Annotated in this window: 21 protein-coding genes and 1 pseudogene; 13 read left to right on the plus strand and 9 right to left on the minus strand. The window is 43.3% G+C overall.

The features are described from left to right. Positions 1–70: 70 nt before the first annotated feature. Positions 71–3241, minus strand: a complete 3171-nt coding sequence (locus AZ46_RS01425; RefSeq protein ID WP_029282179.1) for a bifunctional cytochrome P450/NADPH--P450 reductase — start codon at positions 3239–3241, stop codon at positions 71–73. A gap of 78 nt (positions 3242–3319) precedes the next feature. Continuing rightward, positions 3320–3895: a TetR/AcrR family transcriptional regulator gene (locus tag AZ46_RS01430; RefSeq protein WP_029282177.1), complete on the minus strand. Its 576-nt coding sequence runs from the start codon at positions 3893–3895 to the stop codon at positions 3320–3322. A 488-nt stretch (positions 3896–4383) separates the two neighbouring features. On the opposite strand from AZ46_RS01430, the gene AZ46_RS01435 reads away from it, so the two are divergent. From AZ46_RS01435 to AZ46_RS01465, 7 genes and pseudogenes are all read left to right on the plus strand, one after another. Further along, on the plus strand, positions 4384–5235 hold the full coding sequence (locus tag AZ46_RS01435; protein ID WP_029282175.1) for a hypothetical protein: 852 nt from the start codon (positions 4384–4386) through the stop codon (positions 5233–5235). A 29-nt stretch (positions 5236–5264) separates the two neighbouring features. Beyond that, positions 5265–5801, plus strand: a complete 537-nt coding sequence (locus AZ46_RS01440) for a GNAT family N-acetyltransferase (RefSeq protein ID WP_152554697.1) — start codon at positions 5265–5267, stop codon at positions 5799–5801. Between the two features lie 25 nt (positions 5802–5826). After that, positions 5827–6324 (plus strand): annotated as a pseudogene (locus tag AZ46_RS01445) (GyrI-like domain-containing protein); the annotation flags it as partial. Continuing rightward, on the plus strand, positions 6321–6725 hold the full coding sequence (locus AZ46_RS01450) for a VOC family protein (RefSeq protein ID WP_029282170.1): 405 nt from the start codon (positions 6321–6323) through the stop codon (positions 6723–6725). The pseudogene AZ46_RS01445 and the gene AZ46_RS01450, both read left to right, overlap by 4 nt. 1 nt (position 6726) lies before the next feature. Further along, positions 6727–7443 carry a hypothetical protein gene (locus AZ46_RS01455; protein ID WP_029282168.1) on the plus strand — a complete coding sequence of 239 codons (717 nt, stop codon included), beginning with the start codon at positions 6727–6729 and terminating at the stop codon, positions 7441–7443. A gap of 42 nt (positions 7444–7485) precedes the next feature. After that, a complete protein-coding gene (locus tag AZ46_RS01460; RefSeq protein ID WP_029282166.1) occupies positions 7486–7860 on the plus strand; it encodes a VOC family protein in 375 nt (124 codons plus the stop codon). A 23-nt stretch (positions 7861–7883) separates the two neighbouring features. Further along, positions 7884–8162, plus strand: coding sequence for a hypothetical protein (locus AZ46_RS01465; RefSeq protein ID WP_029282164.1), 279 nt, complete (start codon positions 7884–7886; stop codon positions 8160–8162). Between the two features lie 122 nt (positions 8163–8284). Here AZ46_RS01465 and AZ46_RS01470 read toward each other — a convergent pair whose 3' ends face one another. Further along, complete coding sequence (locus AZ46_RS01470) at positions 8285–8992, minus strand: CPBP family intramembrane glutamic endopeptidase (protein WP_029282162.1); 708 nt, start codon at positions 8990–8992, stop codon at positions 8285–8287. Between the two features lie 85 nt (positions 8993–9077). On the opposite strand from AZ46_RS01470, the gene AZ46_RS01475 reads away from it, so the two are divergent. Next, positions 9078–9824: a MerR family transcriptional regulator gene (locus tag AZ46_RS01475; protein ID WP_029282160.1), complete on the plus strand. Its 747-nt coding sequence runs from the start codon at positions 9078–9080 to the stop codon at positions 9822–9824. Between the two features lie 31 nt (positions 9825–9855). On the opposite strand, the gene AZ46_RS01480 is transcribed toward AZ46_RS01475, so the two are convergent. After that, on the minus strand, positions 9856–10053 hold the full coding sequence (locus AZ46_RS01480; RefSeq protein WP_161781190.1) for a helix-turn-helix domain-containing protein: 198 nt from the start codon (positions 10051–10053) through the stop codon (positions 9856–9858). 136 nt (positions 10054–10189) lie between these two features. On the opposite strand from AZ46_RS01480, the gene AZ46_RS01485 reads away from it, so the two are divergent. Further along, positions 10190–10567: a DUF2283 domain-containing protein gene (locus AZ46_RS01485; RefSeq protein WP_029282156.1), complete on the plus strand. Its 378-nt coding sequence runs from the start codon at positions 10190–10192 to the stop codon at positions 10565–10567. A gap of 102 nt (positions 10568–10669) precedes the next feature. On the opposite strand, the gene AZ46_RS01490 is transcribed toward AZ46_RS01485, so the two are convergent. Beyond that, the gene (locus tag AZ46_RS01490) at positions 10670–10912 is read right to left on the minus strand and encodes a hypothetical protein (protein WP_029282154.1); all 243 of its coding nucleotides are present in this window, start codon (positions 10910–10912) and stop codon (positions 10670–10672) included. A gap of 111 nt (positions 10913–11023) precedes the next feature. Between AZ46_RS01490 and AZ46_RS01495 the strand changes: the two genes are divergently transcribed. Continuing rightward, positions 11024–11647 carry a class I SAM-dependent methyltransferase gene (locus AZ46_RS01495; RefSeq protein ID WP_029282152.1) on the plus strand — a complete coding sequence of 208 codons (624 nt, stop codon included), beginning with the start codon at positions 11024–11026 and terminating at the stop codon, positions 11645–11647. Positions 11648–11732: 85 nt separating this feature from the next. On the opposite strand, the gene AZ46_RS01500 is transcribed toward AZ46_RS01495, so the two are convergent. Further along, positions 11733–12341: a TetR/AcrR family transcriptional regulator gene (locus tag AZ46_RS01500; protein ID WP_029282150.1), complete on the minus strand. Its 609-nt coding sequence runs from the start codon at positions 12339–12341 to the stop codon at positions 11733–11735. Positions 12342–12539: 198 nt separating this feature from the next. Here AZ46_RS01500 and AZ46_RS01505 point away from each other — a divergent pair, with 198 nt between their 5' ends. The 3 genes from AZ46_RS01505 (at position 12540) to AZ46_RS01515 (ending at position 16070) form a co-directional block, all read left to right on the plus strand. Then, a complete protein-coding gene (locus tag AZ46_RS01505) occupies positions 12540–14963 on the plus strand; it encodes an efflux RND transporter permease subunit (RefSeq protein ID WP_029282148.1) in 2424 nt (807 codons plus the stop codon). 156 nt (positions 14964–15119) lie between these two features. Further along, positions 15120–15749 carry a GNAT family N-acetyltransferase gene (locus AZ46_RS01510; RefSeq protein WP_029282146.1) on the plus strand — a complete coding sequence of 210 codons (630 nt, stop codon included), beginning with the start codon at positions 15120–15122 and terminating at the stop codon, positions 15747–15749. A gap of 36 nt (positions 15750–15785) precedes the next feature. Further along, the gene (locus AZ46_RS01515) at positions 15786–16070 is read left to right on the plus strand and encodes a hypothetical protein (protein ID WP_081870109.1); all 285 of its coding nucleotides are present in this window, start codon (positions 15786–15788) and stop codon (positions 16068–16070) included. 690 nt (positions 16071–16760) lie between these two features. Here AZ46_RS01515 and AZ46_RS01520 read toward each other — a convergent pair. The 3 genes from AZ46_RS01520 to AZ46_RS01530 form a co-directional block, all read right to left on the minus strand. Next, the gene (locus tag AZ46_RS01520) at positions 16761–18083 is read right to left on the minus strand and encodes a (Fe-S)-binding protein (RefSeq protein WP_029282144.1); all 1323 of its coding nucleotides are present in this window, start codon (positions 18081–18083) and stop codon (positions 16761–16763) included. Then, positions 18080–19492 carry a glycolate oxidase subunit GlcD gene (gene glcD, locus AZ46_RS01525; protein ID WP_029282142.1) on the minus strand — a complete coding sequence of 471 codons (1413 nt, stop codon included), beginning with the start codon at positions 19490–19492 and terminating at the stop codon, positions 18080–18082. The genes AZ46_RS01520 and glcD overlap by 4 nt, the downstream gene beginning before the upstream one ends. 99 nt (positions 19493–19591) lie before the next feature. Further along, positions 19592–20707 (minus strand): CdaR family transcriptional regulator, encoded by a 1116-nt coding sequence (locus tag AZ46_RS01530; protein ID WP_029282140.1) that lies wholly within the window; start codon positions 20705–20707, stop codon positions 19592–19594. Positions 20708–20751 lie beyond the last annotated feature (44 nt).

Below are 20751 nucleotides of genomic sequence, written 5' to 3' on the forward strand. Positions count from 1 at the left end.
GATATATCCAGAAATATCAATTGTTAAAAAAGCAGCGAACCAGGTAAAGGTTCGCTGCTTTCATCTTTCATTAAGCTCCTGCCCAGACATCCTTTGCATAACGTCCGTCTTTTTCCATTAACTCCAGCCATGCGGAGGCTTCTTCTTCCGTCGTTTGATAAAAATACATGTAGCACTCTATCAAGGTTTGCTCAACATCCGGTGCCATTTTGCTTCCATCTCCGCAAATATATAAACGGCCTGCATCTTTCAGCAGAGGAAGAATGATGTCTGCATTTTCCGCCAGTCTGTGCTGTACGTATACTTTCTCACTGCCGGAATGTCTTGAAAAGGCAGTATGGAGGGTGACAAGGCCATCTTGTTCTGCTTTTTCCAGTTCTTCCTGATATAAGAAATCATGCTCCGGGGTGCGGCAGCCGAAGAAGAGATGGGCCGCTCCCAGTGTTTCTCCTCTTTCTGTGAGACTGCGGCGGGTCTGGATAAAACCTCTGAAAGGTGCGACTCCCGTGCCGGGTCCAACCATAACGATCGGGGTGCCTGTTTTTTTGGGAAGCTGGAAGTTTGATTTAGGTGTTGAAATAAAGCACGCAATTTTATCTCCATTGGAACGGTGTGCAAGATAGTTTGATGCAATCCCTTTATATTCGCCATTTCCGCTCCGAGCGTCGCCTCTGACGACACTGACCGTGATGCTTGCTTCTCCCTTTTTATGAAGGGGAGAGCTTGAAATGGAGTAGTATCTTGCCTTCAGTGCCGGGAGCAGCAGAAGGAATTTTTCAAACGGAATCTCACATGCAAGGTACTTTTCCGCCAGTTCAAGCATGGTGATCCGTTTTGCGAGTATTTCCGTTTTGTATATGTCGTCCTCAAGCAGTTTTTCAAGCTCGAAAACATGAGGAGGACATACTGTATGGGCAGCGAGAGCACGGATTTGAGAACGTGTGGCAGGCTCCTGGAATTCTGCATAATTCGAGATGAGCTCCCTGAGTTTCACAGGCTTCTCTGCCGGAAGATGCACGGCTTTTCCAGGATCACCTGTCAGTTTCACATAGTCTTCACCGTTCAAGTTGAACCGTCTGAGCACACGTTCAACCAGAGCGTCCGGATTGACCGGGAGAACTCCCAGATGGTCTCCCTCTTTATAGGTGATTCCCTCCGGGAGGACCAGCTCGATGTGTCTTGTATTTCTGCCGCTTTCCTCATGCTGGAGTTCGCCGTTTTTGCTCACTTCCGCTGTAAAAGCATGATGTGTGCGGGCGAGCGGGGTATCACTGACATCACTGACGACCTGCAGGGTGAGTGAGCTGCTGTCCTGCTCCTTTTGATCAAGTTCAATTGCCAGCCCTTTTGCAAGATTTGGCCAGAGAGCCTCAGTCCATTTCTCATAATCTCCTTCAAAGTCTTCGCTTGCATCCCCATGACCGGTTTCTGAAAGACGGCGGGCGCCTTTTTGCTGAAGCTGCTCATCTATAAAGTCAGGAATGCGCTGGTACGTAGTCGCCCAGTTGTGGTCTCCGCATCCGAAAACGGCATAGTTAACGCCGTTCAGTGTATCTTCCCCTGTTTCGTGAAGCCAGGAAACAAATTCATCTGCATTATCAGGAGGATTTCCGTTATAAGAAGCGGAGACAATGAGCACGGCCCCTTCAGCAGGAAGACCGCCTGCATACTCATTTAACGGAGCCGTTTTCGTATTAAAGCCGTGCTGACGGCCAGTTTCAGCAAGTTCACGGGCGATTCCTTCAGCTGTTCCCATGTTAGACCCAAACAGGACAAGCAGGGGAGTACCATGTGCCGTTACAGCAGCGGGTGCAGCTTTATTTATTTCGGGCTTCGTTTCTTCTGCAGCTGTGGAGGCTGTAAAAGAAATACCCGGCTTTCGCGGAGCAACCCGAATGGTGAGCCCGTCCGGTTTGAGTGTGAGTGTTTCTTTGACGTCCAGCTGATATCCCTTATGATCGATAAAGTCAAAGTGCTGCAGAATCATTCCTAGCACCAGTGTAGCTTCGTGAAGGGCAAACTGCTGCCCGATGCATGCACGCTGTCCGTTCCCGAAAGGTTTATAGGCATGATACGGGATTGAAGAAGCATCCTCAAAACGTTCTGGTCTGAACTGCTCGGCATCATCTCCCCAAACGGAAGAATCCCTGTGAAGTTCCGGAACTAAAAGCGTGAAGACGTCATCTTTTTTAACTGTATATTTTCCATTCAGAGTGGTGTCCTGCTTGGCATAAACAGAAAATGCAGGGGCAGTCGGCCACAGGCGCAGAGCTTCATTAAGGACCATGCGGACATATTTCAATTTTTTTACCTGCTTATAGTCCGGAATTTCGCTGCCAAGCACTTCATCTACTTCCTGCTGAGCCTTTTTTAAAACATTCGGATGGTTCATAAGATAGTAAATGGTGAATGAAAGGAGGCCGCTTGTCGTTTCATGCCCCGCGATTAAAAACGTAATAATTTGATACCGGATGTTTTCATCATCCAGCGTTTCCCCGGTATAGGGATCAGTCCCTCTAAGCATATGGGAGAGCAGATCATCCTCGCCCTGATCGCCGTTTTGTTTGCGTTCCGCAATTAGTTCATCAACCAGGCCGAACATGTACTGAATATCTTCATTAAATTGCTTCTTGGATTTAACCATCAGTTTATCATGGATGCCGAGACGCTGAGTCTGGTTCATGGCTTCATCGAGCGCCCTCACCATGCTGTCAACAAACGGGTGGGCGTTTTCCCTGTAAAAGCTGTTAAAGCGGTAATTAAATCCACAAAGGCCAATCGTATCAAGGGTTAAGCGGGTCATATCCTCAGGTACATCAATTTCCTCAGCAGGATTTAAACGTGCCCATTTTTGAATAAGCTGAGTGGCGATGTCAATCATCTTGGCATGGTAGCCTTTCATCGCCTGCTGGCTGAAGCTCGGGAGCAGAATGTTGTGCGCTTTTTTCCAATTCGGTTCGGCCGTTTCGCTTGTAAACAGGCCGTCGCCTCCGAATGCTTTTACTTTTTGGAGAGCGGGTCCAACCTTTTTATCAAAACGCGTCTCGTCGCAGATTTCTTCTGCAATGGCTGCACTCGACACAAACGTGCTCATGCGTCCGGGAAATTGAAACTGAAAAATCGGGCCAAGCTCCCTTGCAAGCTTCATGTAGGATTGGAGCGGTTTTTCTTTATTAATAACCGGCAGACTGCCGAGAGGTCCATAAGTCTTTGGCTGAGGAAGTTGAGCTGAGTTTGTCATTTACTAGCACCTCTTATTTTATAATGATTTGCGGAATGAACGTTCATTCCGTTTAAAGGATGAGAAACAGATCATTTCTCATGCATGTAGCCGTACAGCGTCCCAAATGCTTTCTTCAACGTCTTCAATCAGCTTTGTTTCCGGTTCAATTTCTCCTATTTGGACCAGCCGCTGAAGTTCAAGAAAAGCTCCGTAAACGATGGCAATTAAAGCAGAGGAAGGGAGCTCCTTGATTTCTTTTTTCTCTTTACCCAAATCAAAAAAGGTCTTCAGAATATCCAGCAGACCCTGAAAGCACTGATGACTTACATCGTTTAAAAAATGTGCGCTGCTGTGTGTTTTAATGAAATAAAGTGCATGTGCTTCCTTTAATGTAAATTGGATCATGGATTGGAAAATGTGATGAAATTGATTCCTGACCGTCTCCTGATATGGAAATTCGTGCTGAAGAGTTTCGGTAAAAATTCCAACATACTCCTGAAAAAGGCTGTTCCCAAGCACTTCTTTATTTTCAAAGTAACGGTAGATGGTGCCGGCTCCAACTCCTGCCGACGCTGCTATCATCGGAACCGTAGTTGCATCAAATCCTCGTTCGGCAAAAAGAGCCAATGCGCCGGAGAGAATGCTGTCCCGTTTTGTACCTGCAGTTGCCATAATTGATTCAGCCTTTCGTGGAATGGAATAAGGGAATGAATATTCATTCCTCTGTAGTGTATACCCAGTAATAACCAATCTCAATCGCACGATTGACCTAATATCTGTGAAGATTTTGTTCAAACATTCGCACAGGAATCCGTTTGAAAGAGGATTTAGCGGCCATAAGTGATAATATATAAGCAAAAAAGATTGGGGCAAAATGGTTAAAGATGCTCAATTAAAATGAAAACAGATAAAATTCTGGCATAAATGGCTCATTTTAATGGTTTTTATGATGGAAATAGGATTTGAAGAGGGCAATCTAATAGCTGTTTATATTTTTTTAGACAGACTCCAAGGAGAAAAAGGTACTCAGCTGACTGCTGAAAATCTAATGATAGGTTGATCACCGTCATATCAATTTAATGACGGTTTTCTGTTTACCAAAATTTGATAGAAACGTATAATTTAATTAATAGAAGTTTTATAGATTATAGGGGGCATTAATGAACAACATGAAAAGAACAAAAACGATTGTTTTATCCATCATCATTTCACTGCTTGTTTTTCCAGCCGTTTTAGGATTTGAAAACAGCGAGAATCTGCTGATGGAGTATGCCAGAAACTTTGTATTTTGCACCGTTTACGGAGGGCCATTCCTGCTGATAGCTGGTGTGCCTGTTCATCTGCTGGCAGGATTTATTGTTGAGAAGATAGAGAGATTTAAACTCACTGTCAGTTTTCTGATTCATATTCTTCCGGCTGCTGCTATTGGATTTGCTTTGTTTGGAGAAGCTGCGTTTCTAATTGGAATTCCGGTCATCTCCGCAGCTGTCTTTTTCGCGGTGGACGCTCTGATCTTTCGCAGAGTGATCCACCCTGCCAAGATTGCAGGTATTGTCCTTCTTCCAGTCTTGATTTACGGCCTGATGTGCATTCCTCAGCTCATTCAAAAGGCAGAATTTCGAGACATTAAAAACGAGCCTAGGCCTATGGCAGAGCTGACAGTTAATGAGCAGACAAGCTCTATCAGGCTTGGTTCGTGCTGGGACAGTGACGACAGCAGCGGGTGTCCTATTGACCGGGAACCTTATCTTCTCCCTACAGATGATGTGGGAGTGACAGAATTTCAGGTGGATGGAGAGGCCTTTGCTGAGCTGAACTTTTTAAATACAGACCGGTCTTTTACGTTAGAAGTCTACTACCTTACGGACGATGGCGTGGAGCAAATCAAGACAGATCAAAATGGATTTACACTGCCTGATGGGATCAAAGAGCAAGTGATTAAAGGCACGGCTACGATGGACAATTCTCAGAAAGTATCGTTTTCGGTTGGAATCAGGAGCGGGAACAGGTAAAGCAATATAGTTGTGATGGGGAGATTCAAATGAATCCAAATGTATATATAATGCGTGACGTGCACTACATAATCCGGGCTGCAGAACCTGAAGACGCAAAAGAATTATCAGAAGTGCGATGGAAAATTGACGGCGAAACTGAGAACCTTGACCGGGTTCAGGGGGAAGCCCATCTGAATGAGCACCGCTTCCGGCAGCTTATAATGGATGATTCGGAAAAAGCGTGCAACCTCTTTTTGGTAGCTGAAGCGGATGGCAAAATAGCCGGCTTTTCAAGATGCGAGGGAAGCTCTCTGCAGCGGCTGGCTCACCAGGCTGAGTTTGGTGTTGGCGTCTTACAGGAGTACTGGGGGCTGGCTATTGGAAAAAACCTTCTGAAAGAATCGATTGCCTGGGCTGAAGAAGCGGGACTGAAGAAAATGACTCTAAAGGTGCTGCAGACAAATGATAAAGCCATTAAGCTGTATGAGTCATGCGGATTTGAAGTAGAAGGTGTTTTGAGAAATGATAAATTCCTTTCAGACGGCAAGTATTATCATACGGTTGTGATGGGGAAGATTTGGTAGCACTTACTGAAAATAAAACGGATAGATCAAAGGGGATAGGGCCGTGGACTACAGAATCGAACATCTTGACTTTGAATTAAGACTCGCAGGGAAAAGCAAGCCGGTAAAAACGAGCCGGGCGTTTAAAACCATTCCTGGTTTGTGGAGTGCTGCAAAAAAGGACGGATTCATGCAGCAGCTGAAGGACATGGCCTGGGAGGAGCCAAAATGCACGCTGGAAAGTCTGCTTGGCGTCTGCGGAAAAGAGGCAGCTATTATGGACGATGAATTTGACTATTTTATGGGCGTCAGATATGACGGTGAAGCACCGGAGGGAACGGAGATTCTGACGATTCCGCCGAGCTCGTGGGCGGTTTTTCCGAATATTCCTGATGCATGGAAGCGTTTGTATTCAGAATGGGTGCCAACCTCAGGCTATGAACTTGCCAGTCTTCCATGTATAGAGTGTTTTTATGCTCCGGGGCATAAGCCGAGGCATGAGTTATGGGTTCCGATTGTTGTAAATGATAGACAGGGGGAATGAGCACTTTGATTAAAAGAGTAGGCACGACCTATCTTCCGGTAGGAGATCCAAAAACAGCTTCCCAATGGTATCAGGAAAAATTGGGTGCCGTGGAGAAGTACCTCGACAATGAAAAGGCCATTTTGGATTTTGCAGGGCAAAGTTTTTTTCTTGTTAAGGCCATGCCAGGCGAGCGAACGGGATTCACTGCCTCTGACGGTCACAGGCATTTTTCAATGACCTTTGAAGTAGATAGCCTTGAAGCATTGGAAGCTTTGCGGAAAGACCTGTTATTGAAAGGGGCAGAGACTGGCGAATTTGAAAATAGAGGGCATGCAGGCCGCAATTTTATCTTTCATGATAAGGACGGAAATGCTTTTGACGTTTGGAGTGAACTGAGTCCGAGCTATAGGGGGATATGAAGTGCCAGTTATAAGAAACATAGAACTCTATGTTCCAAAGCAGGAATGGAACTGGGCCTTTGTCAGAGAGACGCGTTGCATGGCGTTTCTGTACAGCCGCCTTTTGCCAAAGCTGAAAACGGAAGACTATAAAGGAATCCAGATTTTTTGCTTGGAAAATATGGAAGAGAAGCAGAAGATGGACGTATATGAACATCTCATGTTTGACTATTTTCCGGTATTTTTAGTGACAGACGTTCGGAGATTTTTTGAATTGAGCGATGCAGACAAAAAGCGAGAAGCGGCAGCTATTGTCCATGAGGGTATGAAGATTGCAGCAGAAACATTGGATTGGGATGGAGCGGTTTTTGATGAGATTTTCCGGCAGATCAAAGACATGAATTACCAGAATATCTATCCCCTGATGAAAAAAAGCAGTCCAAACCGGAAATATGTCTGCAGAATCATGTGTCATCATGAAGTGCACGGAATCGACGTATACATGGAGCTTGCCAGAAGGAATGGAAGAGTGATCAAAAGTGAGAAGCTTTTTTCGTCAGATTACACGGATGAACTGTCTCTCCTGCAGGCAGAATGGTCCCTATTATGGAGGTTGAATCATAAAATTGAATTCGCTAATGATACATACCAGAAAATATGGCGGCTGACATTTTTGGAAAAGGAAGATCCTGATGAGCTGGTTTGGAGGATGCAGCGGGAAGAGCAATCTCAGACATAACAGTTAACAAATATATGCTGAAAATGAAGGGGGAGTAATGAAATGAACAGCCCAATACATAACAAAATAAATACTGTTTTTGTTCATGTCAGTGATTTGAAGAATTCCGTTGAATGGTATACCCAATTGCTTGGCCAGACGTATGACTCAGAAAAAATTGAGGACCCGGTTTACACGATACAACTTTCAGAATATACCGGACTGACTCTTGATGCCGGACCTGCAGGCATGATAAAAAATGATTGTTCCACAGAGCATCCCCTTTTTAATTTTCATACGGATGATATAGAAAAATCATTTGCATATGTAAAAAAACTAGGGTACAGCATTGAAACAGAGATAGTCAGCTATAAGGATTTTTCATTCTTTACAATCAGCGATCCGGATCAGCATATCATTATGATATGCACAGGTTAATAGAGAAATAGGAGCTGTTTCAAATGTCAAAGAAATCCCGTTCACTTCTTTCCGGTATTTGTTTTGTGATTGCCGTTTTACCGCTTCTGGCCGGCTTAACAAAGTGGGGAAACTCTCTATATATAGGGGTTCTTGAGGTTAGCGTCTTTCTTCCGCTTCTTTTTGCCTCAGCTGGACTGCTTTTTGCACTTATTGGAGCAGGAGGAAGGTTAAAAGGCATTCTAGTTAGTTTGAACGCTGCAGGTGTTTCTCTTGCTGCTTTTTTGGTTTTTATCGCACTGTTCGGGTTTCAGCAGCCATAAAACTATGTCTAAAACTGAAGAACAGATGAGGGGAGCGGCTCAAGCTTCTTCTTAATGAAAGGATCTTTATAGAAATGGCCAAAAAGACAAAACACCATAATGATACGGTGTTTTGTCTTTTTTTACATAAGTACAACCAATAACACGGTTACCGCATTAACAACCCCATGAATAATAACTCCAGGCCAGATAGAATGTGTCTTCTCATAAGCCCATGCAAAGACGATTCCATCAAGAAAATTGACCGGCATGGCATTTGTTACAGGGTAGTGGGCAGCGGTAAAAATCAGCGAAGAAAGCAGGATTCCCGCCCCGAGCCCAAGCCTTGTGCGCAGCCACCTGTATAAAAATCCCCGATAAAAGATTTCTTCGTACACAGGAGAAATGACTGCAGCGCTCACAAGCGCGAGCAGGATGGCAGAAGGCGCAATTTCTCCAGTAAGGGTATCTGTTTTGCTGTTCTCATAACTGACACCGAAAAAACTGACGGCAGCCATTACCGCTGCACCTGCAACAAGTAAGAAGAGCACGCACAAGATAATGATTCCCCAGTCTTTTTTGCGGAAAGAACGCACCCCCACTGCAAGCCAAGTTTTATTATGTGGCCTGAGCGCTAAAAAATAGACTCCTGCTAATAGAATGAGAGCAATCGTCGCACCAGTCAGCGTACCCGCGTATAAAGAATGGCTCAGCCATTGATCATATAGGGACTGCAGATGGCCTTTTACAAGAATCATAACCAAACCAAATTCAAGCAGCATCAGAAGCAGAAATGTCTTTGCATTCCAAGGGTCCTTTCTCTTCCAATCTGCGATTTTTCCATTTTCCATATTCATCTGTCTCCTTCTTAATTGTGATATACTTCCAGTATAAAAGGTGACGCTGCGTCACAATCAAGAGGTTTCGGAGGAAATAATGAAACGATGGACCACCGGTGAGGTTTCAAAAGAACATGCTGTATCTGTAAGAACTCTCCGCTATTACGATCAAATCGGCCTATTAAAGCCGAGCGGCAGGCAGGATAATGGCAGAAGGCATTATTCCGAGCAGGATCTTTTGACGCTCGAGAAGATTCTGCTCTTGAAATCGCTGTCCCTGTCGCTTGATGACATCAGAATGATGATGGATAAGCTGTCATTCCGTGATATTCTGATTGCGCACCATCAGCATCTGCAGGAACAATTGGACACTCTTGAGACAAGCATCCAAAATACGTCTTCTCTGATTAACATGTATGACCTTGAAGGCAGCCTTTCCTGGGAGCGTGTCTCAAAGCTTGTAAACTCCTCTAAGGCAGTGAAAAAAAAGTGGGTTGATTATTTTGCTGAAGATGAAAAGCAGTTCCTGAAAAAGAATCTCCCGGATCTTGGAGACAGCGGCAAACAAACACAACTCTATCTATCCCTTTTGCGAAGGATGGAATGGTGCATCAGCAGGGGCATTTCTCCTGAAAGCGATGCAGGCATGGAAATTGGACTTCAGCTGCTGGAAGCAGCGCGGGAAACGTTTGGAGAAGATGAAGAACTTATGGAGAAATTCTGGGAGGTGCGGAAAAAGCCTTCAAAAGAGTCAGGCCTTTATCCTGTCTCAGAAGATGTGCTCCTGTTTGCAGAAAAGAGCATGGAATATGCGGCAGTCAGTGATGTAAACTCCGGGCGATGAGCGCAGAAAACACTTATCGCCCGGGTTCTTTTTACTTTCTGGCGATCAATTCGGCGATTGTCATGTTGAAAATCCCGGATATAATAGAAAGTTGATCTCTTGTGAGCTGTTTTTTCCCTCTTTCAATTGCAACAAGGGCGCTGATGGAAATACCGAGAGCGTGGGCGAGATAGGCTATTGGGATCCCTTTTTCCTCTCTCAGCTTCCTTAAAATCGATCCTTTTATCATAAACACCATTCCTTTGTACCATCCTCTCTGTATATCATCGGTCCCGGATGCTTTCATTTAAAGTTTGGATGTGTTTGATTGGTTGAAGAGAGCTCTGACTACATAAATCAAGCATCCATGAAAAGGAGATTAAAAAATGAAAGCGAAAGTAAGCTATGACAGCGATGCAGACATGGGCTATATTTATTTGTATGCAATTGAGAATTTCAGTATTAAATCAACAGAAGAGCTGGATGTGAATCCTTTTGTCTCTTTGGATATCGATAAGAAGGAAACGATAACAGGAATTGAATTGGCAGGAGACGAAGCAGCGGGGTTAAAGGATCTGCTTTATAAGGGAGAATCCTATAGTATGGCAGAACACCTCTATTCAGAAACTGGTAACGGATTGTCTCTGCGGATCAGCGAAAAAGCAGTCAAGAGCAGGTATCGTGTTTCGGGAATTACGCTTTGTTTCTCGGAAGAGGAGTATAAAGGGTTTGTTGGATTTGATTTGGATATTCCTGAAAAGTAATCTTTCAAAAAATTTTTTTCATTTTAAGCATGTTAAAAAGCCACCACCTAAGTCCGAAGACAGACTTAGGTGGTGGCTTTCACTTTATAACAGCTTATTGAATCACGGACGCTCAAGAACCCTTACAAGCATCTCGTGCACAACCTCATGATCACGCACATCATGCAGGCGGTATTCCTCACCAGGAAGAGTGTACCATTCCGCAGCCCCATTGTATGTAATGGAAAGAGTCAGTATGCCGTCTTCTCCGCAAGCTGTAACAAGCTCAAGCTCGCCGCTGATGACGCCGACTTCTGCAGTCATGACACCGTGGGTTGCTGTAAAAACAGTTGATTTCTTCTCCATGCTGTCACCTCCATCATTTGTATAAATTCTAGCATAAACGAGCAGCCGCTTTTGGCTGCCCGTTTTTTTAGTTAAATATTAGTAAGAGCAGGTGAAGCGGGGGGTATAAAAATGATTAAGCTGATTAGACAATTAATTGATCAACAGTATGGGAAGCCGCATGGAATATTAGGGACTTATATCGGCGAAAAGATGGTAAGGCAACATAAACCTGAAACTCTATGGACGATTAAGCTATTAAACATTGAGCATGATGAACGTGTTTTAGAATTAGGATGCGGTGCTGGCTACGCAATGAAACTCATTCTGGACCAAACCCCAGCAGAGCAAGTGGTAGGTGTGGACATTTCACCTACAGTCATTCGGTCGGCAGCAATTAGAAATAAAAACGCGTTAAATACTAAAAAAGCACAGCTGATTCAAGCGAGTGTTAATAGGCTGCCACTCGAAGATGAAAGTTTTCATAGAGTGTTTAGCATACATACCATTTATTTTTGGGACGATTTATCTGAAACTTTATCTGAAATTTACAGGGTACTAAAACCTGGTGGTTCTTTCATAATTACTCTTTGTGACGGCAAGGATGATGAAATATGGGAGGGTATGAGAAGTCTGGTAGAAGAACGACTAATTCCTGTTGCTAAGGAAATTGGATTTTTCAATGTTAGTATGCTAAAAGGTCCAAACTCCAGACAATTTCATACTATCGCTGTACTGGGTCATAAACATAACTAAATGGGTAACTGGTTTTAAAGAAAAATTTGAACTTTATTGGAATCTAACAAAAGGACCTCCTGGGTCCTTTTGTTTTTGCCGTTTTTTAATCTAATTGGACTTTCATGCCAAATAAAGTTAAAGGTCCTTGAACAAAAAGAGCAGCCATTTTCTCAGCCATATATTCAGCAGAGAATTTCATGTTATTCTGCAGCCACCAATCAATAATACCCACTACAGAACTGGACAAATAACTGAAAAGCATATCATGAGGGAAATCCAATTGATTTACATCTATTTCTAAATTATGAAATTCTATTTTAAACTTTTCGAATAAAAATTTGGTTAGATGCTGCTGGAAATTAGGGATATCTTCTGCTGTCAGCATTGTTTTATAGAACATTGAATTGTCTTTAATCTGATTAAAGACAATCACCAGCATGTCTTCAAGTGCTTTTACATAAAAAACGCCATTTTGTATGTGTAAGGAAGTTTGAATACATGATGCTAAATCATTCAAAACTTCATCTGTCAGTTTTTGAAGCAAATCATATTTATCTTGATAGTGCAGATAAAAGGTTCCTCTTCCAATTTGAGCCTCAGCCGCTATATCTTGCACGGTTATTGACGAAAAACCCTTTGAACCAATAAGACTGATAAATCCACGGCGAATGAGAGCCCTTGTTTTGATGACTCTAAGATCTTTTTTAGTCAATTTTATTCCTCCTGTTCAAAAAATAAAATTTAATAAACAGTTATAACTTTATTGTTCAAAAGTATACACTCCATTCTTCTCTGATTATTGAATGTTCCTCTTTATCATACTAACATGAAAATGAACATTGTGTTTAATAAAATTAGTTAATATCATTTTATTGAACAAAATGTCTATTTAAAATAGGAGGAATAACATATGAACAAACTTTTTCAGAGAATAGCTGATGCTGTCAACTCCAAACCAAAGCAGATTATTATGTGGATTTTGATTGCGACGATTTTGGTTGGGTTCGGTGCATCTAAAATAAAAGTTGATTTAGGGCAGGAAACGATGATAGCTCATAATGATCCCATCTACAAAGCTACAGAGGAGTATCAGGATAAATTCGGAAGTGATACCCTGTTCATTCTTTTGTCAGAAAAAGATGGTTCATTGTTAACTGAATCAACGATTCAAAAAATCAGTGTACTTCAAGAAGAATTAAAGGATATTGACGAAATACAAACTTCTTTCAGCTATGTGAATCTTTTGGAAAATTCTGTCAGTGAAGCTATAATGATGAAAAAGACTGCAGAAGAAGGTTTGGAAAATGATGTTTCAAAGGCAGTAAAAGAAGCGGCCGAAAAAGGAGCATCCCCTCTCGAACAACAGGAGACAGCAAAGCGTGTGCAAGGAAAGTATCTTAGTGAACTGAAGGAGAAATACGGCACACAGTTTGAGGAGATGCAAAAAGCGGGAGAGCCGGGACTGAATAATTCGGCATTCATCCAAAGTGTGATTTTTAACCAGAATGGAGATATAAGAGACGAATTAACAAAATTAATGCCTCAAAATGGTGAACATGCCATGATCACCATGAAAATAAAAGGCGGAATTCCTTACAGCGAACTTCCCGCACTTGTGAAAAAAGTAGAAAACAATGTAAGTGAAGCATCTTTGGAGGGAATTGAAACGAAAATTTCAGGGACTCCCAAAATTTACGGAGCAATTTATAACAGCATGATCAGTGATATGTCTCTCATGCTTGGTTTATCCATTGTTCTTATGGCCATTATCTTATTTGTTATTTTTCCGGTGAAATGGAGACTTCTGTCATTGCCTGTCGTTCTGATTTCCCTTGTATGGACAATCGGTATCATGGGATACTTGGGCGTACCGATGAGTATGGTCACTATGGCCATTCTGCCGATTTTAATTGGTCTTGGAACAGACTTTGCCATTCAATTTCATAACCGTTATGACGAAGAGCTCAAGGCAGGGAAACATGTAAAGCAAGCAATCTCTGAATCTATTCGCAAGATGGGGCCATCAGTAGGGATTGCTGTTTTTTCTATGACACTTGGTTTTATCACGCTGCTGATTTCAAAGGTGCCAATGATTCAGCATTTCGGTATTATGCTCTCTGTCGGTGTCATTGTGTCGTATTCGCTTAGTTTCGTTCTCATGTTTGCTATTTTTAAGCTGAGAGACAAAGAACATGTTTCTCATAAAACGGTTGCTCCGAGTAAAGTTGAGCACTTAATGAGCAAGGTAGCAGGTCGCGTTATTAAAAGACCAATCATCATCATAGTAACTGGTTTGCTGCTTGCAGCTGCGGGCTTCTCCATGGATCATTCGCTTAAAATCGAAACCAATATGGAAAACCTCATGCCACAGGATGCACCGGAACTAAAAGAGCTGGACTCAATAAGGGAAATTGTTGGCGGCACAAACGAGTTGACGTTTATGATAAAGGCTGACGATGTAACCAAAACAGAAGTCGTTGAATGGATGGACAGCTTTCAGGAAAACCAGCTTGAAAATCATCCTGAACTGGAAGAAGGAACGAGTATCGTTAATGCCGTTAAGCAAGGAAACAACGGTGAAGTACCTGCAGAACAAGCAAATATCGATATGTCACTTAAGCGTATACCTTCAGAACTAAAAGAAAATATTCTATCCGAGGATGGAAAAGCTGCATCTATGTCTTTCTCGATAGGGGACATGGGCATGAAAGAACAAAAGCTTCTATTAGATGAAATGACGAAAAATATAGAAACCCCGGAAGGAATCTCCATTGTTCCGGCAGGCTCTCAAATTATCAACATTGAATCAGTCGGGTCTATGACTGAAAACCGTCATTTCTCTACATTAGTAGGAGTAGCAGCCATTATAGCAGGCCTGCTTGCGGTATACAGAAGCATAAAAATGTCTCTGTATCCCGTTATACCGATCCTGCTTGTGATTGGCTGGTCATCAGGTGTCATGTATCTGCTCAATGTGGAAATTAATCCTTTAACAGCTGTGTTGGGTTCTCTTGTTCTTGGAATAGGAAGTGAATTCACTATTCTTGTTATGGAACGTTATCAGGAAGAAAGAGAAAAGGGCTTAAATCGTGATGCCGCTCTAGTAAAAGCTCTCTCAAAAACAGGAAGAGCCATTACTGCTTCCGGATTAACGGTTATAGCGGGATTCAGTACGCTGATGTTCTCTGATTTTGTCATGCTCCGCTCTTTTGGAATTACTACCGTGTTAGATACACTGCTCTGTTTAATCAGTGCTTTAATCATTCTTCCTGCAATCATTGCCATCACTGATCGTAAAAAGGAAGAAATTAATACAGGTGTAAAGTCCGAATAACTTGATTTACAAAAGGAACTCCTGAATCATAAAGGAGTTCCTTTTGTACTTAATGGGGATTCGGAGAACTCTTTTATTAAAAATGAAGGAAATACACCTAAACGAATTGTACTAGTTATATAGACAAAACCATTTATACAGATGTCAGGAGGAGACATGAATCAAACGATTTTTCAAATTCAGCAAACTCTGGACCATGAAAAAATCAAGTTAATCCCCTTGGAAATTCACCATTCTTCATCTTTGTTTGAAGCAAACCACCCGGAGATATGGCGTTTTATGCTAAGTGAGATTCAAACTCTGGATGAAATGGAGCAGTGGGTAAGGTCAGCTGTACGCTTGAGGGAACAAGAAAAGGCATTGCCATATGCCGTCTTATTAAAGGACGAAAATCGTATCATTGGAACGACAAGATTATTTGATATCAATCTTGAGCAGAGATCCTGTGAACTGGGATCTACCTGGTACGCTAAAGAGTTTCAAAGAACGTTTGTAAACTCAGTCTGTAAATACTTGCTTCTGAGTTACTGTTTTGAAGATTTGGGAATGGTAAGAGTTCAGTTCAAAACAGATGAAAGAAATATCCCTTCCGAAAGAGCAATTGAAAGGTTGGGGGCAGTGAAAGAAGGGGTTTTGAGAAATGAAAGAATTCTTTCTTGCGGATACATACGAAATGCCGCAGTATATTCAATTGTTAACGAAGATTGGCTAAAGGTTAAACAGGGGTTTGCTGACAGGGATCAAAAGTATCAGACTATGGGTATAGGGAATAGCCCCGCTGAATAAATTAGAGTCATCAATCAGCAAAAGGGAGGAAGTACCATGCTCTATCTTGCAGGGATGACTGCTGTTACGTTTGCAGCGCTTGCCGGTGCGTATTGGCTGGTTTTAAAAAGCATCAGGAAGAAAACTAAGATGAAGCTTGCACTTGTGGTAGCAGGCTTTTTAATCTCTGCGAGTCCAGTTCTGTATGCGCTTTACGATGAGGCTGTCACTGTTTATGTGGATGCAAACATCGGGCTTGGTCTTGCTTTTAGCACGACTTGGGCGCTGACCGTTGTGTCAGCACTGGCAGGAATCGTACTCCGCAGCAGGAAAAGAATGTAGAAAAAGTGGATCTGACCTAAATATAAAAGGGTGAATTTGAGTATAACCAGTCAAATTCACCCTTTTTCGGTTTTTATTCGTGTTTATTTATGCAGATTATTATGATTAGATAACAGATTCCTATAGTGTAAGATTGATTTGCTTTTTAAGCCGTAATCAGTGGCCGTTAAAAAAGTTGTAGTATAAGAGACAACCTAAAATACTCTATCATCTCAAGCCAGTGTACAAATAGCATAAGATAAGCACGGAATCATACGCTATTATCTTCAGCCAGTGTACAAATAGCATAAGATAAGCAAGGAATCGTACGCTATCATCTCAAGCCAGTGTTTAAATAGCATAAGATAAGCAAGGAATCGTACGCTATAATCTGAAGCCAGTGTACAAATAGCATAAGATAAGCACGGAATCGTACGCTATAATCTCAAGCCAGTGTACAAATAGCATAAGATAAGCAAGGAATCGTACGCTATCATCTCAAGCCAGAGTTTAAATAGCATAAGATAAGCACGGAATCATACGCTATAATCTTCAGCCAGTGTACAAATAGCATAAGATAAGCACGGAATCATACGCTATAATCTTCAGCCAGTGTACAAATAGCATAAGATAAGCAAGAATCGTACGTTATAATCTCCTGCTCGTGTACAAATAGCATAGGATACACGTCTTCTTATTTCTGCTCAACCTTCATCCTTCAACCGCCTCAAGCAGCAAATCAGCGATGTGTACAGCCCTGATTTTATCCGATAGCCCCTCGCGCTCGATGCCGAGTTTCATTTGGAGCAGGCAGCCGGGGTTGGCGGTAACGATGGTTACTGCACCTGTTGCTTTGGCGTTTTTCATTTTCGTGTCCAGGATCTGCATCGACATCTCTGACTCGACTATGTTGTAGATGCCGGCCGACCCGCAGCAGCTGTCGGCGTTTTTCATTTCGCGGTAGTCGATATCTTTGATGGCTTTCAGCAGCCTGCGCGGTTCGCTGGATGTTTTCATGACATTCCGCAAGTGACACGAGTCCTGATAGGTGACGACCTGGTGCGGCAGTTTCAGTTTCATTTTATGAAATTCAAGTTCGGCCAGAATGCTTGTAAAGTCCTTCAGTTTCCCGGAGAAGTCTTTTGCGCGTTCTGACCATTCTGCGTCGTCCTTCAGCAGGTGGTCATAGTCGATCAAAAAGGCGCCGCAGCCTCCTGCATTTGTGATGATGTAGTCAACTTGCAGGTCTTCAAAGGCTTTGATATTCCGCTTTGCAAGGTCTTTGGCCGAGTCTTTTTCTCCGCTGTGGCCATGCAGGGCCCCGCAGCAGGCCTGATTTTCCGGGATGACAATTTCACAGCCCGAGAGCTGGAGCAGCTTCATGGTGGCATCATTTGTTTTCATAAACATCGTGTCCATAAGACAGCCTGAGAAAAAGGCGACGCGCTTTCGTTTCTCCGGTTTGGCAGGAAGGTATGTTGGCCGGTTTTTCATTTCTTTTCGTGTTGGAATTTCCGGCAGCACTTTTTCCATTGATGACAGACTGTCGGGTAAAAGCTTCATCATTCCAGTGGAACGGACGGCTTTCTGCAGACCTGATCGCTGATAAAATCCGATTAATCCTGTTAACGTACGCATGCGCTCCTGATGAGGGAAAAGGCCGTCAAATACGACTTTGCGGACCGTCCGCACAGGCATCGAGTGTTTTTTATTCTGGTTGATAATGTCCCTTGCTTCTTCAAGCAAGTGGCCGTAATTGACTCCTGACGGGCAGACCGGCTCGCACGCTCTGCACCCGAGACACATGTTTAGTGATTTTTCAACGTCCTCATCAGGTTCAATTAGGCCATCCACTACCGCTTTCATCAGGGCGATTCGTCCTCTTGGGGAATGGGATTCCTGAAAGCCCGACTCGATATAGGTCGGACAGCTCGGAAGACAGAATCCGCAGCGCATGCAGTTCAGAAGCTCGTCTTCGTTCATCCGCTCTTTAAACTGCTCCTGAATGGTTTCACGTTCTTTAACCGTTGTCATTTCGAAACCACCACCCGTTTTCTGGAGTCTTTTGCAAACATTTTACCCGGATTCATAATGTTATTTGGATCGAAGGAGGTCTTAATGGCTTTCATCGCGGCAATTCCTTCTTTTCCGGCCTTTAGTTCAAGATAAGGAGCTTTCATGACTCCGACTCCGTGTTCTCCTGTAATAGTCCCGCCGAGTTCAATTGCTTTGATGAAAATTTCTTCAAACGCTTTTTCCACACGTTCGATTTCTTCATGATCCCTTACATCGGTTAAGCAGGTAGGATGGAGGTTCCCGTCACCGGCATGCCCGAATGTACATATGTTTAAGCTGTATTTTTCAGCAATTTCGTTTGTGGCCACGACCATTTTGGCGATTTCAGAACGGGGGACGGTTGCATCCTCGAGGATCGTTGTCGGCTTCAGCCGTGCGAGAGCGGAAAGGGCGGAGCGGCGGGCTGTCCGGAGTCCGTCTGCTTCTTCTTCTGATTCTGCGACTCTTACAGATACCGCATGTTCCTCTTCGCAAATGGCAGCCATTTTCAGCATATCTCTTTTCACGACATCAGTCGGACCGTCCTGCTCGATTAAAAGGACGGCTTTTACGTCAGTAGGCAGTCCGATTTTCGCAAAATCCTCCACCACTCTTAATGTTGGCTGATCAAGGAATTCGAGTGTGGTCGGAATGATTTTGCCGGCGATGATCTTGGACACCGATTTCGCAGCCGCTTCCAAGTCCTGATAGAGGGCGAGCATCGTCATTTTATCCTCAGGCATCGGAATGAGCTTGAGAATGGCTTTTGTGACAATGCCAAGCGTTCCTTCCGAGCCGACGAAAAGACGGGTCAAATCATAGCCCGCCACATCTTTTGCAAGCTTTCCTCCTGTTTTGATGATATCTCCATTTGCAAGAACGACTTCAAGTCCCATCACATAATCGCGTGTTACGCCATACTTGAGGCCGCGCAGTCCTCCGGAGTTTTCATTAATATTTCCGCCGATGGTCGAAATTTTCATCGAGCTTGGGTCAGGCGGATAGAACAGGCCCTTTTCCTCAACGGCATGAATCAAATCAAGGGTGATGACACCGGGCTCTACAGTAGCAGTCAGGTTTTCTTCATCGATCTCAAGAATCCGGTTCATATATTTAAACAGCAAGACGATTCCGCCTTCTGTCGGGCATGTTCCAGCACAAAGGTTGGTTCCTGAGCCTCTCGGGACAAGTGGAATTCCGTTTTCATTGCATAGTTTAACGATTTCCGCCGTTTCCTGAGTAGTTCTCGGAGCGATTACAGCGTCAGGAAGGGATTGAAATTGAGGTGTCGCATCGTAGGAATAGACGAGTCGGCCTGCACGGCTGTCATCATAGTTTTCCGCACCTGAAATGGCCTGAAGCTTTGCTTTTAATTGTTCGGATATCATAAAACAGTCCTCCTCTATAAATGAACGAATAAGTACCTTTATCATAAAAAAGAGAAGGAGGATTAACTATGGTTAATCCTCCAAATATTTGCGGCTTTTTTATTCTTTTTTTGGCTGTTCATCTAAAAAGAGAAGAGCGAGATATAAGATCGTCATGTCATGTGTATGGCGGGGATTCAATCCCGTAAGTTCCTCGATCCGTTTCATCCTGTAGTGAAGGGTATTGATGTGAATATGAAGAACGTCTGCTGCAGCTTTAAAGGATTGATTTTGCAGGATGAATGTTTGAAGTGTATCGACAAGTTCTCTCTCATGTTCCATTGAACGGATTGTTCTGCTGACAAAGTCCATTTTAGTTTCCTTCTTAATCTCCTTCAGAAGCATTTCCAGGCGCAGGTCATCATCAAACACAATCCCTTTTGTTTTTTTCGCCGTGTTTAAAGCCCGGTCTGCCTGCTGAAATGAAAGGGGAACGTGCTGTGGGGAAGCTGGCTGACCTATTCCAATTGACAAATCAAGCCCGTACCGGTTTTTGAGGTAATCACGGATTTGTCCGGCGAAATGGTGTGTCCGTTCTTTTTTCTTATGACCGGCCATAAGAATGACGAACCGGTCGTTTCCCCAGCGGACAAAGACGTCAGCTGTTTCATTTGTGAAGAAATGCATCAGATCAAGCAGGGTTTGCTGGCTGATCAGTCCTTCTTTTTCGCTTGAACAGTGACCGATAAGAACCTGTCTTTCAAGCGTCAGATCGATCCCAAGCAATTCCGCCTGACTGATAAATTCCTCTGTCCAGTCTGACTTTTGAACCCAGTCAAAGACAAAAGCTTCAATTGCACGCGCACGCCATTCAACCTGCTCGGAATAATAGCGTTCATTCATTAAAAGCTCGGTCATTCTTCTCAGGATTTCCCCGTATGGCGATACTCGTCCGGGATCACCTGTAATCCCGATGACCCCGGCAATCTGGTTCTGAAAAAAGACAGGAAGATTGATGCCTGCTTTCACACCTTTAAGTGTTTTTTGATCTTCTTCTGTTATCACCCGCGTGTTTTTTTCCCGTATACAGATGAGCGCACCCTCATGAAAAGTCCCGACTCTGCTTTTATCCGTGCTGGCAATGATCGTACCTGATGTATCGGCAACGATTAATTCCTCCTGAATAAGGTGATTCATTTCTGAAATGATGCTTTCTGCAAGTTCGGGTTTGATCATGATTGTTCCTCCGGTCCTGTTTGTACCATTAGTTTAGCATGTGT

The organism is Metabacillus indicus LMG 22858, assembly GCF_000708755.2.
GTDB classification, from domain to species: domain Bacteria; phylum Bacillota; class Bacilli; order Bacillales; family Bacillaceae; genus Bacillus_P; species Bacillus_P indicus.